This window comes from Trichococcus paludicola (assembly GCF_003052295.1).
Lineage (GTDB): Bacteria > Bacillota > Bacilli > Lactobacillales > Aerococcaceae > Trichococcus > Trichococcus paludicola.
Map to the genome: position 1 here is coordinate 123,883 of NZ_QBLC01000005.1, position 15,519 is coordinate 139,401.

Genomic DNA, 15,519 nt, shown 5'->3' on the forward strand with positions numbered 1-15,519 from the left:
TTCGTGTGAAAGAGAAAGGCAGTTCGATACGGACCGAAATGTTGGCGAGTGCGACTTCCTTTTTCTCCATCGTGTATATTGTGGCTGTCAATGCGCTGATTTTGTCTCAAGCCGGCATGGATTATAATTCGGTTGTGATTGCGACGATACTGACGACAGCCATCAGTAACATTCTGATGGGTTTGTATGCCAATTCCCCTTTGATACTTGCCCCAGGAATGAGCGACAATGCCTTCTTCACCTACATCTTGGTCGGAGCCTTTGCTTTTACTTGGCAAAAAAGCTTATCGATTATCTTTATCGTCGGTGTGCTCTTCTTCCTGTTGACACATTTCAATGTGGTCGATCAACTCCTTCGCTCCATCCCGGTGACTTTGATCAAAGGGATGAGCGCGGGAGTCGGCTTCTTCCTGATATTCCTTGGCTTGAAGAACGGCGGAATCATCGTATCCTCAGAGGGTACAATCGTGGCACTGAATAATATTTTTCAACCGGTGCCGTTTACGCTGTTGGCAACACTGCTGGTCGGACTGATTCTGTTCGTCAGAAATGTAAAAGGCAATTTTTTGTTGACGATTATTTTCGGTGTTCTCATTTCCATTGCTTTAGGGGTAACGGACATAAGCTCCTTTTCCTATTCCTTCATCGATCTGGGTTCCTTGGAGCCGTTTATCCTCCAACTTGATTTTTCGGGCGTTCTGTCGATGGACTATTGGGTTGCCGTATTCTCGCTCTTGATTTTGGTCGTTTTCCAAAATTTAGGGACACAGGTCAGTTTTTTGACCTCCGAACAACCCAAAGTGTTGAAACGAACGCTTGAATCAAACGCATTGTCAGTGATGATTGCAGGTTTATTGGGATGCAGCTCCACCTGCACAAGTGCGGAAGGGGCAACGGGCATCGCTGTGGGAGGAAGGAGTGGCTTGACATCCTTTATGGTGGGCGTTTATTTTCTGTTCACCATCGCATTGATTCCCTTCATTGCCCTTATTCCGCTGGCTGTCATTTCGGCTTTGCTCATCATTGTGGGATCCTTGTTGGCTGCCAACAATCTGAAAGGCATCAATTTTGATGACTTCACGGAATATTTCCCGGCCATCCTGATGGTGTTGATGATGGTATTGACATTCAACATCGCGGACGGCATCGGCTGGGGCTTTATTCTGTACACGTTCATCAAAGTATTCTCGGGTGATCGACAAGCTGTTTCGAAAATGATGTATGGATTGACTGGCATCTTTGTTCTGTATTTTGTGCTGAAATTCATTTAAAAAAGGCAAAAAGTCTGTCTCTTTTTCGAGATAGGCTTTTTGCTTTTTGAGCGATATTCAGGATTGCCGGATTTTCCCTCAGGAGAGTCGGTCCCCGCACGGATGCAGCGCTTCTTCTTTTGCGGTCAGAAAATTTTTTCGCACGTAATGCTTGCAAACGTTTTCCGAACGTGCTATATTATTTGTGTAATCGGTTACACATTTACAACCAGCGGAGGTGAAGGAGAATGGCTACTATCAAGGAAGTTGCAGAATTGGCAGGTGTATCCGTCGCAACAGTGTCAAGGTTCATGAACGACAGCGGATATGTAGGGAAGGCTTCACGCGAAAAGGTCGAAAGAGCAATCAAGCTATTGAATTTTTCGCCGAATGAAGTTGCGCGGTCCCTCTATCAGAAAAAATCCAAGCTGATTGGATTGCTGCTGCCGGATATCGCAAACCCATTCTTCCCATTGGTTGCTAAAGGTGTGGAAGATAAAATCAACGAGAGTGGCTACAGTCTCATCCTTGGGAATGTGCAGGGGGATGTCGAAAAGGAAAAAGAGTACCTGAAAATTTTCGCGCAGAACAATGTGGCGGGAGTCCTGTCCGCAGTACAAGGTAGCACAAAAGAATTCCATGGCATGCCATACGTGTTATTGGATCGGGTCAGCGAAGATATCGAATTTGCAGTTCACACGGACGATTTCCACGGTGGCGAGTTGGCGGCACAGGCCATCAGCGAGCGACAAGCAAAGCATGTCGTCATTATGGTCGGGCCGAAAGACGTGCCAAGCTCGCATGACCGGCTTTCCGGAAATCTGAGGGTATTGAACGAAAAAAACATTCCTTACCAACTGTACCAAACCGATACATACCAATTCGATTCAGCGGAAAAGACTGCACAGCATTTTTTGGATCAATTTCCTCATGCGGACAGCGTGATTGCTTCCAATGACGTGTACGCATTGGCAGTCATGAAGGAAGCTATCAAAAGAGGGATCCGTATCCCTGAGGAACTTCAGATCATCGGCTATGACGATATGCCATTCGCTGCACTGATGTTTCCTGGGCTTTCCACAATTGCCCAGCCAGCTTATGAGTTAGGCTATCAAGCTGCAGATCTTCTTTGCAGACATATCGAAAACAAAATCATTCTGAAAAAAAGGATACAATTGCCTGTAACGTTAATAATAAGAGAATCATTGAGGGAGAAGATGGAAAATGGGTAATATTATGGTGTTAGGAAGTATTTCAACTGATTTTGTCGTCACAGCCGACAGACGCCCAGAAACTGGGGAGACCATTACAGGGAAGGACTTCAGGACTACTTTCGGAGGGAAAGGCGCTAACCAAGCAGTTGCCAGTGCGCGCTTGGGCGGCAACGTTTCAATGGTAGGGACTGTAGGCAACGATCTGTTCGGGACGGAATTGATCGAAAACCTGAAACGCAATCGGATTGATACAAGCAATGTGGAACGGGTTACACATTTGCCTTCAGGCTCAGCCCACATCACGATTGTCGATGGCGATAACGCAATCATTTATATCCCGGGCGCGAACAACGCATTCGAAAGCGCACGGTTACAAAATCTGGAAACAGAACTGGAGAAAGTCGAGCTGCTGGTTATCCAGAATGAGGTGCCGCAGGAAATTGTCGATGACGTGATCGGACTGTGCTTTGAAAAAGGTGTAAAAGTGCTCTATAATCCTGCACCCGCAAGAACAGTGGATGAGGGCTTGCTGGAGAAAGTTACTTTCATGACACCGAATGAGAGCGAATACAAAACCATGTTTCCTGAGCTCTCCCTTTCGGAAGGGATCAAAAAATACCCTGGAAAACTCATTGTGACACTTGGCTCTAAAGGCGTTTGTTACCATGATGGCTCGGTTGAACGGAACGTTCCGGCATATGTTGTCGGACCAGTGGACACTACTGGAGCGGGGGACACGTTCAATGGTGCCTTTGCTGTAGGCATCGCATCAGGATTGGATATCGAAGCCAGCCTGCAACTCGGGAATCTGGCAGCGGCATTATCCGTACAGAAATTTGGAGCGCAAGGCGGCATGCCGACACTAGCTGAACTGAAGGAGAATGAACATTATGAAAAAACATGGAATCTTGAATAGTGATATCGCAAAAGTTTTGGCGGATTTGGGACATACAGATAAAGTTGTGATCGGTGATGCAGGTCTTCCGATACCGGAAGGCGTCAAAAAGATTGATTTATCCATTCGTTTGCACGAGCCAGCCTTTCAGACGATTCTGGAGCTGCTGATGGAAGAGATGGAAGTGGAAAAAGTATTTTTGGCTGAGGAGATAAAGGAGCAGAATCCGGACCAATTCGAGCGGACTATGGAGCGATTGGCGGGCGTTGAGGTTGCCTTCGTCACTCATGAGACCTTTAAGGAAATGACGGGTGATGCTAAAGCCATTATCCGGACAGGGGAAGCGACACCGTATTCCAATATCATACTGCAATCAGGAGTCCTATTTTAGGAGGGAAACAAATGGAAGTTGTGATGAAAGGAATCACGAAAAGCTTTGGTACCAACTACGTATTGAGGGGCGTTGACTTCACCATCAAAGCGGGAGAAGTGCATGCCTTAATGGGAGAAAACGGGGCCGGCAAATCGACACTGATGAATATTTTGACCGGACTTCATAAGCCGGATGCAGGCGAGATCCTAATAGATGGCACCCAAAAGCAATTTGATAGTCCAAAGGAAGCGGAGAAATTCGGGTTGAGCTTTATTCATCAAGAAATGAATACGTGGCCGGAAATGACGGTAGTCGAAAATTTGTTTTTGGGAAATGAAATCAAAAACGCTATCGGATGGATCGACAACAAGAAAATGAGAGCGCTTGCTCTTGAGACGTTCCGTGAGCTGGGTGTATCCTTGAATCTGGATGAAGAAGTGAAGAATTTGTCGGTAGGGCAGCAACAGATGATCGAAATCGCGAAGTCCTTACTTTCCGATGGTGAAGTGATCATTATGGACGAACCTACAGCAGCCCTGACGGAAAGGGAAATCGAGGTATTGTTCAGGATTATCCAGAACCTGAAGCAAAAGAATGTGGCCATCATCTACATTTCCCACAGGATGGAAGAAATCTTCAAAATCAGTGACCGCATCACGGTCATGCGTGACGGTGTATCTGTTGATACGAAACGAACAGCTGACACTAGCAACGATGAAGTGGTGCGTAAAATGGTCGGCAGGGATCTCGCTGATTATTATCCGGCGAAGACTTCCAAAATCGGACCTATCGTTTTCGAAGCAAAGAAACTTTCATCGGAACGGAAATTCCAGGATGTGTCCTTCCAAGTGAAAGCAGGGGAAATTGTTGGTTTTTCGGGACTCATGGGAGCAGGACGGACTGAAATCATGCGGAGCATCTTTGGAATCGATCCGCTCGGCAGTGGTGAGATGTATCTTGAAGACAAGAAAATAACCATTTCCAGTCCAAATGATGCCATTCGTCAAGGCATCGGATTCTTGACGGAGAACCGGAAAGAGGAAGGTTTGATTCTCGATTATTCCATCAGTGAAAACATCAGCCTTCCTTCAATAGACGGTTTCCGTAAGAATGGCCTGATCGACACACAAGCCGAGAAGGATTTTGTTGAACTGCTGATGGAACGCTTGAAGGTCAAAGCTGAAGGGTGTGATGATATTGTTTCCGGACTATCCGGAGGGAACCAACAGAAGGTCGTTTTAGCCAAATGGATCGGCATCGGCTCCAAAGTCTTGATTTTGGACGAACCGACGCGCGGTGTGGATGTAGGCGCCAAACGTGAAATCTATCAATTGATGAATGAACTGGCGGACAGAGGCGTTGCCATCGTTATGGTTTCGAGTGATTTGCCTGAGGTGCTTGGTGTAAGTGATCGCATTGTGGTTGTCCATGAAGGGAAAATATCCGGTGAGTTGCAGCGTGGAGAGGCGACAGAAGAGAAAATCATGAAATTAGCAACGGGGGTAATGTAAATGAATTTAGGAATACAAGCCTTAAAAAGTAACAAAGAAAAGGGCCCAGCAAAAAAAAGGCTGAATAAATTGGGGCCTTTGCTCGCATTAGTTGTGCTTGTCATATTTGTCACCATCATGAACCCGAGCTTCATGTCACCTACCAATCTGCTGAACCTTTTGAGACAAGTTTCCACAAATGCACTTATCGCTTTCGGTATGACCTTTGTCATCATCACGGGTGGGATTGACCTTTCTGTAGGTTCAACGCTCGCTCTCAGCAGTGCTTTGATGGCGGGCATGATTGCTTCTGGTCTGAATCCTGTTCTTGCGATGGGAATGGGCTTGGTACTTGGTGCCTTTTTGGGAGCCTGCAATGGTGTAATGATCACAAAAGGTAAAATGGCGCCATTCATTGCGACCCTTGCAACGATGACGATCTATCGCGGACTTACTTTGGTTTACACGGATGGGAATCCTATCACTGGTATCGGGAACAGTTTCATATTCAAATATATGGGCCGAGGCTATCTTTTCGGCATTCCTTTCCCGGTGGTTGTGATGCTTCTCTTCTTCGGAGTGTTGTATGTGCTTTTGCATAAAATGACATTCGGAAGAAAGACGTTCGCACTTGGTGGGAATGAGAAGGCTGCGTTCATTGCCGGCATCAAGAGTGACCGCATCAAAATCGCCATCTATTCCATTTCCGGATTGATGGCGGCAGTCGCTGGTATCATCATCACTTCTCGTTTGAACTCTGCTCAACCGACTGCGGGTAATGCCTATGAAATGGACGCGATCGCATCCGTTGTTCTTGGAGGAACCAGTCTATCCGGAGGACGCGGAAGGTTAGTGGGGACATTGATCGGAGCATTGATCATCGGTACGCTGAACAACGGTTTGAACCTATTGGGTGTATCGAGTTTCTATCAGCAAGTCGTTAAAGGTGTTGTCATCATCATCGCTGTTTTATTGGATCGTAAGAACAAAAAATAGGAGGAATAAAAATGAAAAAATTATTGGGATTGACTGCTGCTTCTTTGTTACTGTTGGCTGGATGCGGAGGAGCTACATTGGAAGGCGACAACGCAGAAAGTGTTGCTGTCGAGGAAAAGGAAGCTTCCGAATTGGTTGTGGGAGCCTCTATTTCAACTTTGAATAATCCGTTCTTTGTTTCATTGGAAGCCGGCATCACTGGACTAGCGGAAGAAAATGGCACGAAAATCATCAGTGTCGATGCCCAGGATGATACAGCAAAACAGACGAATGATGTGGATGACCTTATCCAGCAGGGAGTCGATGTATTGCTGATCAATCCGGTCGATTCGGCTGCGATTGCTCCTGCTGTGGAAGCCGCAAACAGCGCAGGCATCCCTGTCATCACAATCGATCGTTCCAGCGATGGGGGAGAAGTGGTTACCTTAGTTGCTTCAGATAATGCAGCCGGAGGAGAGCTAGCTGCGCAATATATTGTCGAATTATCAGGAGAAGGAGCCAACACAGTCCAACTGGAAGGTGTTCCCGGTGCTTCTGCAACTCGTGAAAGAGGAGAAGGCTTCACGAAAATCGCTGAGGGGTCGTTGAATCTATTGGACAGCCAGACAGCCAATTTTGACCGCGCTGAAGGACTGACAGTTATGGAAAATATGCTGCAGGCGCATGCGGATATCCAAGCGGTATTTGCTCAAAATGATGAAATGGCATTGGGTGCCATTGAAGCAATCGAAGCTGCTGGCTTGACCGGGAAAATTCAGGTGGTTGGCTTTGATGGAACGGAAGATGGCATGAATGCTGTTGAAGAAGGAAAAATGAGTGCGACTGTCGCGCAACAACCTGAAGAAATGGGCAGACTTGCTTTACAAGCAGCCTTTGACTTCTTTGCTGGCAAAGAAGTAGATGCGTACATCCCTTCTCCGCTAGAGTTGGTCAAAAAATAAATAAAGAGTCACTTGCAGCACCTCGAAGTGACTGCAAGTGAAGAAAGCCCCTGTCCTCGCGCCTTAGTTGCGTAAGGGCAGGGGCTTTTTGGCGCAATCCAGTTTAGGGTGTTGCGCATGGCTTTCGAGGGACTGGATTTTAGCAGCCTTCAGCTAATCAAAATAGCTCCTCGATTGTATCAATATTTTCCCTTTCCAACTGAAAAACGCTTGTAAATATGCTGTCAAAATGGTACATTCTCATTGTAATCTAATGTTCGGAAGAAAGAAGGAAATTCCATGAACTACGTATTTATATCTCCCCATTTTCCCAGTAATTTCAAGAATTTCGCAATCGGTCTGAAGCGGGCGGGCGTGAATGTCTTCGGTATCGCCAGCGAGCCGTTTGAGTTGTTGGATACTGATTTGCGCGAGAGCCTGACCGAGTATTATCGCGTCAATGATATGGAAAATTATGACGAAATGATGCGCGCGGTGGCCTATTTGACTTACAAGCACGGCAAAATGGACCGTATCGAATCGCACAACGAATATTGGTTGGCGCAGGATGCGCGTCTGCGCACTGATTTCAACGTATTCGGCTTCAAAAACGAGGATATGGCCTTCGTAAAACTGAAATCCGCCATGAAAGAAAAATTCAGAGAAATAGGCATTCGGGTAGCGCAAGGGCGTGTCATCGGCGATTATCACGATGCCCTCGGGTTATGCCACGAATACGGATTCCCGGTCTGCATCAAGCCTGATTCAGGCGTAGGTGCGGCGGATACGCACAAAATCCGTTCAGAAGAAGAACTCGGGCATTTTTTCCATGTGAAGAATCCATATGAATCGTATATTCTTGAGGAATTCATCGACGGAAAGATCGTCACATATGACGGTTTGACCGATGCCGCGGGGAATATCCTTTTCGATGCCACGCTTGTGTACGAAAAAGCAGTGTTGGAAATCGTCGAAAAAAATGCGGATATGTTCTACTATGTCGACCGCAATATGCCGGAAGACTTGCGCGAAATCGGAACCAAACTCGTTCAGGCCTTCAATGTCCGCGAGCGTTTCTTCCATTTTGAGTTTTTCCGTTTACCTGACGGCAGCTTGGTTGCCTTGGAAGCCAACTTGCGTCCGCCTGGCGGTCATACGATGGACATGTGGAACTGGGCCAATGATGTCGATCTGTATGCCGCATACGGGAATCTGGTTGCGACCGGCAATTTCACGGCGCAGATGAACACGCCTTACTACTGTTGCTATGTCAGCCGCAAAGGTGTCCATCCTTACCGCTTCACGCATGAGGAAGTGATTGCCCGTTACGGAGGCAACGTTGTCCTGTTTGAAGAAATGCCGGGGATTTTTGCGGCTATCATGGGGGATTTCGGCTACGTCATCCGTGCGGCAGAATATCAAGAACTGATGGACATTATCCATATGATTTCCATAACCGAATAGACTGGGGGAAATAAGATGCACGTAGAATATTCATCACAATGGAGCGGTCACTTGAACCGTGAGATGCGTTTCAATCGCTATGGACATGCGGGTAAACCGATCATCGTCTTCCCATCATCTGGAGGAAGCCACAACGAATACGCGGACTTCGGCATGATTGAAGCCTGCCAGTGGTTCATCGACCAAGGCTTAGTGCAATTTTATACACCCGACAGCATGGACAACGAATCTTGGCTGTGCGAATGGAAAAGTCCGTACGACCGCGCCAACATGCACGAACGCTATGACCGCTACATCATCGAGGAACTGGTGCCGCACATCAAGCATCAGACGAACTATCAGGGACCGATGATCACGACCGGCTGCAGCATGGGCGGCTACCACAGCCTGAACTTTTACCTGCGCCATCCGGATGTCTTCGACAGCGTCATCGCGTTGAGCGGCCTTTACGATGTCCGTTACTTCTTTGGGAATTACCATGATCGCAACGCATATGAGAACTCACCGATCGACTACCTTTGGAATCTGAACGACGGCTGGTTCCTGGACAAATACCGTTCAGGCAACATCATCGTCGCGACCGGCCAAGGCAACTGGGAAGAAGTCAGCATCCGCGACACGCGCAAGATTGAAGAAGTGATGCGCTTCAAGAACATCCCTGCCTGGATTGATTTCTGGGGCGAGAACGTCCATCACGATTGGGAATGGTGGCGTGTCCAGATGCCATATTTCCTGGGCAAACTGAACGAGCAAGGCAAGCTATAATTGTATTTGAGAAGAGAATCCCGTCCTTTCAGCGTTTTGCTGGGAGGGCTTTTTGTTGCGTGGGGATGAAATGGTCGGGGCCGAGGTCTGGCCGGCCGCTCGAAAAGATGAATAAATAAATGTTATTCATCTTTTTCGCATGTCAGACGCTCAAAACCATGAATAATTTTCGGTTATCCATGTTTTTCCGTGCAGCTCATGCCGCAGAATGATGAATGACGGGGTCAATAATGAAAATCTCACGAATTCAGGGTGAATCAGTTTCAAAATTGATTATAATAATACTAATGTTCTGATTTGTCCATTAAAAATATACAGATGCTAGTAGTTGTTGCACGCCTTGAATCATTCACTTAGCTTGGTATGAAAGCGTTTTTTGGATTGGGCCCAGTCGATTTCCGATTTCGGGAAAATGGTTGGACCGAGATAAGCTTTAAATGAAAAGGGTTGCAAGTTATACTAAGTTTCGTAAGGAGGGTGTACATGTACGACAATCGATTAATGATTCTCCTCAAAAAAATCATCGCCATGCCGCAGATGCATTTTTGGGAATTGGGATTGAAAATGAACGAGCCGACGAATGTGCTCATGCAAGACTTAGCTACCTTGAATGAGTTGTTGGCCAAAAACGATTTTCCTACGGTATCTGTTGATTCGGAAAAATACACCGTGCCCAAAGCCTTGATCGCCATGGAGGATGAGCTTCAAAAAGTTTTCGCTTCACCGCAGATCTATCTCGATGAAGAAGAGCGGATGTATATGCTTTACCTCTATACATTCATCCGCAAAGATTTTATTTCCAATTTTCACTACCAGGATTTGTTGAAAGTAAGCAAGAACACGACGTTGGCCGACATTAAACGGCTGCGCTGCAAGTTGTCCGAATACAGGATCACCTTGGAATATCAGCGTTCAAGAGGGTACTTTTTGGAGGGGGATGAGGCCGACAAACGGCGGATGGCTTTCCACAGCATCAGCCAGCTGTTGCGGCACGCTTCCGGCAATTGGGCATTGAACTACATTGCAGAAGATTGGCAGGAAAAGATCGACCTTGAACCGGTAATCCGGATCATCAAAGCCTACGCAAACGAACACAACATGCATTATGTGGAGGAACGCATCCGTGATTCGCTTTATCTCATCCTTTACACAAGGATCCGGGTAGCGCGTGTCCAAGGGCACCTGGCTTTCACCAAGAAACAGCAAGAAGTTCTATCGGCAAGCCCGCTATGGGAGTTGGCAGATAAGGTCTACCGCCACTTGTTTGAGGATCTCGAGATTCAAGGTGAGAAAGAGGAAATCAGGTTCATCGTAATGCTTTTCCTGGGAACGATTGAAGGTAAATGGGAAAACAGCGAAGATGAAGCCCTCAAGAAAATCACAATGGCCATTATTTCTGAAATGGAACGGATCGCTGTCGTATCTTTCGAAAGGAAAGAGGAACTCTTCCGAAACTTGTATCTTCATCTCGTGCCTGCCTACTACCGCATTCTTTTCCGCATTGAGCTTGATAATGCCTTGACGGAGATGATTCAGGCTAAACACAAAAGGCTGTTTGTTTTGGTCAAGCGTGCCCTTAAGCCGCTTGAAGAATATGCGGAAGGTACGATGACCGATGACGAGATTGCTTACTTCACGATCCATTTTGGCGGTGAGATAGAAGTCCAAATCAACAAGAAAACAGCTTATCGGGCAGCGGTCATTTGTCCGAGCGGCATCAGTTCATCCTTGATTCTGCTGTCGGAGTTGCGGCAGATGTTCAGTAATATCACTTGGATAGATGGACACAGTTTGGAAAGTTTTTACGATCTCGATTCGAAGGAATATGATCTCGTCTTTTCAACCGTGTATCTGGAGTCCAGCAAGCCTGTGTTTATTGTGAATCCAATGATGAATGCGGAATCGAAAAAACATCTGATCCGTGCAGTCCTGTCTGTGTTCCCATTAGACAGCTACTTGGGGCCGGACCTGAATGCGCTCATAGCCATCATCAAGAAATACGCAAAAATAGAAAACGAAGGGGCTTTACGGAACGAGTTGATTACGACTTTGAATCCAACAGATGCCTACGGAAGGAGATATACACCTATGTTGAAAGATTTATTGGTAGCGGATACGATTCAATTTGCCGATCAGTGCGCTGATTGGGAGCAAGCCATCCGTTTTGCAGGAAGTCCATTATTGGAAAATGACACGATCTCGGGAGATTATATCGCAGCGATGATCAATAAAGTGAAGGAATTCGGTCCTTTTATCGATCTTGGGAAAGGCGTTGCCATCCCGCACGCCAGACCGGAGGAAGGAGTCAACCGCATCGGCATGTCGATGCTGCGGCTCAAGGAACCGGTGAATCTATTGGGGGATGAGGCACATGCAGTGGATACGATCATCTGCATCGCGGCTATCGACAACCAGACCCATCTGAAGGCACTGTCGGAATTGACCGGCATCCTGAGTTCCGACGAAAAATTGGCGGAACTGAAAGCAGCAACTACGAGTAAAGAAATCATAAATATGTTCAGTGAAGGGGAGAAAGTCAATGGTTAGATTTGGAGCAGCGTGTGGTTCAGGTTTGGGTTCGAGTTTTATGGTGGAAATGAATATTCAGTCGATTTTAAAGGAATTGGGAGTGAGCGACAAGGTAACGGTGCAACATTATGACCTAAGCTCCGCCAGCCCAAGTGATGCGGATGTTTGGTTTGTTGGCCAGGATTTAGAATACTCTGCAGGACATTTGGGTGATGTGCGCTTCCTGAAGAGCATCATCGACATGAATGAACTGCGCGAGAAAGTGACGCAAGCATGCAAGGACAAAGGTTTGGTCGCATAAAAATAAAACAGAAGAGGTGTAGAGATTATGAATGGAATATTAGACATCCTGATTGACATTGCCAGCACTCCTGCCATTTTAGTAGCATTGATCGCCGTTTTGGGTTCCGTGCTCCAAAAGAAATCAACCACTGATATCGTAAAAGGCGGCGTAAAGACGTTCGTCGGGTTCCTCGTTGTAACGGCCGGTGCCGGCGTCATCGTCGGTGCATTGGCGCCTTTTGGGGAAATGTTCAAAGTAGCCTTCAATATGCAGGGTGTTATCCCGAACAATGAAGCAATCGTAGCCGTCGCATTAGAACAATATGGCACAAGTACAGCCCTTATCATGTTGTCAGGGATGATCTTCAACATCCTGATTGCCCGCTTCACAAAATTCAAATACATCTTCTTGACTGGGCACCATACGTTGTACATGGCGTGCATGGTTGCCGTAATCATGTCCGTTGCAGGTTTCACTTCAGTATCGCTTATTTTGTTAGGTGGGTTGGTATTGGGGATCATCATGTCCATATCGCCAGCATTGGTCCAACGCTATATGGTTGAATTGACAGGCAATGACTCGGTAGCATTGGGACACTTCAGTGCCGTCAGTTATGCATTGAGCGGATATGTCGGTAAACTAGTAGGCGACAAGAAAAAATCTACGGAAGATATCAACTTTCCTAAGAGCCTAGGTTTCCTTCGTGATTCAACAGTCAGCATCGCGATTACAATGACCGCCATCTACACCACGGTCGCCTTGTTTGCAGGTCCTGCTTACATCCAAGAAAACTTAAGCGGTGGAACAAACTATCTTATCTTCTCTTTGCAACAATCAGGCTCCTTCGCTGCCGGTGTGTTCGTAATCCTTGCAGGTGTTCGTCTGATCCTGAATGAAATCGTTCCAGCATTCAAAGGCATCTCTGACAAATTAGTGCCGAATGCAAAACCAGCATTGGACTGCCCAATCGTTTTTCCTTATGCACCAAATGCCGTATTGATCGGCTTCTTCTCAAGCTTTGTCGGCGGTCTGGTCAGCATGGTCATCATGATCTTCACTGGCGGTGTCATCATCCTGCCGGGTGTAGTTCCCCACTTCTTCCTTGGAGCGACTGCCGGTGTCATCGGTAATTCTTCAGGTGGACTAAGAGGAGCCATCGCGGGTTCATTCCTGCAAGGTATGTTGATCAGCTTCCTGCCGCTATTCTTACTGCCGGTATTAGGTGAATTAGGCTTTGCAGGTTCCACATTCTCAGATGCGGACTTTGCAACATCTGGCATCATCCTTGGCAGCTTGGCCAATATGGGCGGCAAGACAGCAATCATGATCGGTATCGCAGTCGTCATTGCGATCATGCTGGCTTTGACCGCACTCGACAAAAGCAAAAAAGCTGTGACCGCAGAATAAGGAGGAAATGGCATACATGGATAACCAAGCAATAAAACACTTTGCAGATCAGATTCGTTACTATACCTTAAAAGAATTGAACTACATGGGGTATGGGCATTACGGCGGCAGTCTTTCGATTGTGGAGACCTTGGCGGTGCTCTATGGAAATCAATTGCAGGTCAGTCCGGAAACGAAGGATGACCTGAACCGCGATTTCTTCGTCCTTTCGAAAGGGCATGCCGGTCCTGCGCTGTACGCAACCCTATTCCTGAAAGGCTTCATCACTGAAGACTGGCTTTATACACTGAACCAGAACGGCACGAATTTGCCGTCGCATCCTGACAAGAACAAAACACCGGGTGTCGATATGACAACCGGGTCGCTAGGCCAAGGGATCTCTTCCGCGACAGGCATAGCCTACGGGAACAAACTTGCCGGGCGCCGCAACTATACCTACTGCATAGTCGGGGATGGTGAGTTGAACGAAGGGCAATGCTGGGAAGCTATCCAGTTTGCCGCTCATAGACAACTCGATCATTTCATCCTGTTCATCGACGACAACAAGAAGCAACTCGATGGCTATACGACTGAAATCTGCAATCCGTTTGATTTCGATGCGAAATTCGCTGCTTTTGGATTTCATACACTGAAAGTCGACGGATCTTCAGTTGAAGCAATCAATGCCGCAGTCGAAACTGCTAAGTCCCTGACAGGGAAGCCAATCGCCATCATCCTGGATACAGTGAAGGGACAAGGGGTTCCGTACATCGAAGACATGTACAGCAACCACCACATTCGCGTGGATGATGAGGCGAAGGCCGCCATCGAAGCGACTACTGAAAAAATCGGCATTGAGATAGGAGTAAGATAAGGATGACTTTTGAAGCGAAAATGGGAAAAACAGAATTGCGCGAAGTTTACCGTGAATTCTTGTTGGATAAAGCGCGAAAAGACGACAGCATCGTTGTGCTGGAAGCAGACTTATCGAGCTCAATGTCCACGGATAAAATCAAGGATGAGCTTGGCGGTCGGTATATTAATGTTGGCATCATGGAAGCCCAAGAGGTTTGTTGTGCTGCTGGACTTTCAGTGGCCGGATTCAAACCGTACATCCATACTTTCGGGCCGTTCGCGAGCAGACGGGTATTCGACCAAATCTTCATCTCGGTGGCATATGCCGGAACGAACGTGACCATCATCGGCTCGGATGCGGGCGTAACCGCCGAAGCCAATGGTGGAACGCACATGCCTTTCGAGGAATTGGCATTATTGCGCGCCATTCCGGATGCGCATGTCTACGAAGCCAGCGATGACAAGTGCTTGCGTGCTATCCTGGAAGAAACGTACCATACGGACGGCTTGAATTATGTGCGGATGATCCGTAAAAATGCGATCGAAATCTATCCGGAAGGCGAGACTTTCGAAGACGGCTATAAGCTGTTGCGGGAAGGTTCGGATGTCAGCATCATCGCTTCTGGGATCATGGTAGCCGATGCCCTGCAAGCTGCAGATCAGTTAGCGGAAGAAGGCATCTCAGCAACGGTCATCGACCTCTACCGGGTCAAACCGGTGAATGAAGCCGCTTTATTGAAAGCAGCTGAGACGGGTGCAATCGTCACCGTCGAGAACCACAATGTCATCGGCGGCATCGGCAGCGCGGTAGCCGAAATATTGGCTGAAGTGAAGCCGACCCTGCAATATCGCGTCGGCGTCCGAGAAGCTTTCGGTCAAGTCGGGAAGGTGGATTATTTGAAGGAACAGTACGGTTTGACCGTGAAAAACATCGTTGCCCAGGTCAAAAAATTAGTGGATCAAAAAGCCAAAGTTGGCGTGAACGTGTAACAAAAAGAGAGGAGTTGTCTCATTGCGAGGCGGCTCCTTTTTTACGCGTAAACATGAATAACTAGCCGTTATCCATGTTTTTTGGTTGGCTGTGGCTCGAAAAGATGAA

At 47.2% G+C, this 15,519-nt stretch carries 14 protein-coding genes; all 14 read left to right on the top strand.

What is annotated here, in order from left to right; genetic code table 11:
• Positions 1-5: 5 nt before the first annotated feature.
• The 14 genes from C7R56_RS08565 (at position 6) to C7R56_RS08630 (ending at position 15,410) form a co-directional block, all read left to right on the top strand.
• Positions 6-1,271 carry an NCS2 family permease gene (locus C7R56_RS08565; RefSeq protein WP_159072212.1) on the top strand — a complete coding sequence of 422 codons (1,266 nt, stop codon included), beginning with the start codon at positions 6-8 and terminating at the stop codon, positions 1,269-1,271.
• A gap of 227 nt (positions 1,272-1,498) precedes the next feature.
• Positions 1,499-2,482 (top strand): LacI family DNA-binding transcriptional regulator, encoded by a 984-nt coding sequence (locus tag C7R56_RS08570; protein ID WP_107996291.1) that lies wholly within the window; start codon positions 1,499-1,501, stop codon positions 2,480-2,482.
• Entirely contained in the window at positions 2,475-3,380 is a 906-nt protein-coding gene (gene rbsK, locus C7R56_RS08575; RefSeq protein WP_107996293.1) for a ribokinase, read from the top strand. Before C7R56_RS08570 ends, rbsK begins: the two co-directional genes overlap by 8 nt.
• Positions 3,355-3,750 (top strand): D-ribose pyranase, encoded by a 396-nt coding sequence (gene rbsD, locus C7R56_RS08580; protein ID WP_086629881.1) that lies wholly within the window; start codon positions 3,355-3,357, stop codon positions 3,748-3,750. The genes rbsK and rbsD overlap by 26 nt, the downstream gene beginning before the upstream one ends.
• Positions 3,751-3,761: 11 nt before the next feature.
• Positions 3,762-5,243 carry a sugar ABC transporter ATP-binding protein gene (locus C7R56_RS08585; protein WP_107996295.1) on the top strand — a complete coding sequence of 494 codons (1,482 nt, stop codon included), beginning with the start codon at positions 3,762-3,764 and terminating at the stop codon, positions 5,241-5,243.
• The gene (locus C7R56_RS08590) at positions 5,244-6,218 is read left to right on the top strand and encodes an ABC transporter permease (RefSeq protein ID WP_107996297.1); all 975 of its coding nucleotides are present in this window, start codon (positions 5,244-5,246) and stop codon (positions 6,216-6,218) included.
• 11 nt (positions 6,219-6,229) lie between these two features.
• Positions 6,230-7,159: a substrate-binding domain-containing protein gene (locus C7R56_RS08595; protein ID WP_107996299.1), complete on the top strand. Its 930-nt coding sequence runs from the start codon at positions 6,230-6,232 to the stop codon at positions 7,157-7,159.
• Between the two features lie 279 nt (positions 7,160-7,438).
• Complete coding sequence (locus tag C7R56_RS08600) at positions 7,439-8,602, top strand: ATP-grasp domain-containing protein (protein WP_107996300.1); 1,164 nt, start codon at positions 7,439-7,441, stop codon at positions 8,600-8,602.
• Between the two features lie 15 nt (positions 8,603-8,617).
• Complete coding sequence (locus C7R56_RS08605; protein WP_107996302.1) at positions 8,618-9,367, top strand: esterase family protein; 750 nt, start codon at positions 8,618-8,620, stop codon at positions 9,365-9,367.
• 483 nt (positions 9,368-9,850) lie between these two features.
• The gene (locus tag C7R56_RS08610; protein ID WP_107996304.1) at positions 9,851-11,914 is read left to right on the top strand and encodes a BglG family transcription antiterminator; all 2,064 of its coding nucleotides are present in this window, start codon (positions 9,851-9,853) and stop codon (positions 11,912-11,914) included.
• A complete protein-coding gene (locus C7R56_RS08615) occupies positions 11,907-12,197 on the top strand; it encodes a PTS sugar transporter subunit IIB (protein WP_107996306.1) in 291 nt (96 codons plus the stop codon). The genes C7R56_RS08610 and C7R56_RS08615 overlap by 8 nt, the downstream gene beginning before the upstream one ends.
• A 27-nt stretch (positions 12,198-12,224) precedes the next feature.
• Complete coding sequence (locus tag C7R56_RS08620) at positions 12,225-13,586, top strand: PTS ascorbate transporter subunit IIC (protein ID WP_107996308.1); 1,362 nt, start codon at positions 12,225-12,227, stop codon at positions 13,584-13,586.
• Positions 13,587-13,602: 16 nt separating this feature from the next.
• Positions 13,603-14,439: a transketolase gene (locus C7R56_RS08625; RefSeq protein ID WP_234402616.1), complete on the top strand. Its 837-nt coding sequence runs from the start codon at positions 13,603-13,605 to the stop codon at positions 14,437-14,439.
• Positions 14,440-14,441: 2 nt separating this feature from the next.
• Positions 14,442-15,410: a transketolase family protein gene (locus C7R56_RS08630; RefSeq protein WP_407701486.1), complete on the top strand. Its 969-nt coding sequence runs from the start codon at positions 14,442-14,444 to the stop codon at positions 15,408-15,410.
• Positions 15,411-15,519 lie beyond the last annotated feature (109 nt).

Excerpts from the sequence above, each read along its gene's own strand:
- C7R56_RS08570 (WP_107996291.1), top strand. The coding sequence starts at position 1,499 with ATGGCTACTATCAAGGAAGTTGCAGAATTGGCAGGTGTATCCGTCGCA.
- rbsK (WP_107996293.1), top strand. The coding sequence starts at position 2,475 with ATGGGTAATATTATGGTGTTAGGAAGTATTTCAACTGATTTTGTCGTC.
- rbsD (WP_086629881.1), top strand. The coding sequence starts at position 3,355 with ATGAAAAAACATGGAATCTTGAATAGTGATATCGCAAAAGTTTTGGCG.
- C7R56_RS08585 (WP_107996295.1), top strand. The coding sequence starts at position 3,762 with ATGGAAGTTGTGATGAAAGGAATCACGAAAAGCTTTGGTACCAACTAC.
- C7R56_RS08590 (WP_107996297.1), top strand. The coding sequence starts at position 5,244 with ATGAATTTAGGAATACAAGCCTTAAAAAGTAACAAAGAAAAGGGCCCA.
- C7R56_RS08595 (WP_107996299.1), top strand. The coding sequence starts at position 6,230 with ATGAAAAAATTATTGGGATTGACTGCTGCTTCTTTGTTACTGTTGGCT.
- C7R56_RS08600 (WP_107996300.1), top strand. The coding sequence starts at position 7,439 with ATGAACTACGTATTTATATCTCCCCATTTTCCCAGTAATTTCAAGAAT.
- C7R56_RS08605 (WP_107996302.1), top strand. The coding sequence starts at position 8,618 with ATGCACGTAGAATATTCATCACAATGGAGCGGTCACTTGAACCGTGAG.
- C7R56_RS08610 (WP_107996304.1), top strand. The coding sequence starts at position 9,851 with ATGTACGACAATCGATTAATGATTCTCCTCAAAAAAATCATCGCCATG.
- C7R56_RS08615 (WP_107996306.1), top strand. The coding sequence starts at position 11,907 with ATGGTTAGATTTGGAGCAGCGTGTGGTTCAGGTTTGGGTTCGAGTTTT.
- C7R56_RS08620 (WP_107996308.1), top strand. The coding sequence starts at position 12,225 with ATGAATGGAATATTAGACATCCTGATTGACATTGCCAGCACTCCTGCC.
- C7R56_RS08625 (WP_234402616.1), top strand. The coding sequence starts at position 13,603 with ATGGATAACCAAGCAATAAAACACTTTGCAGATCAGATTCGTTACTAT.
- C7R56_RS08630 (WP_407701486.1), top strand. The coding sequence starts at position 14,442 with ATGACTTTTGAAGCGAAAATGGGAAAAACAGAATTGCGCGAAGTTTAC.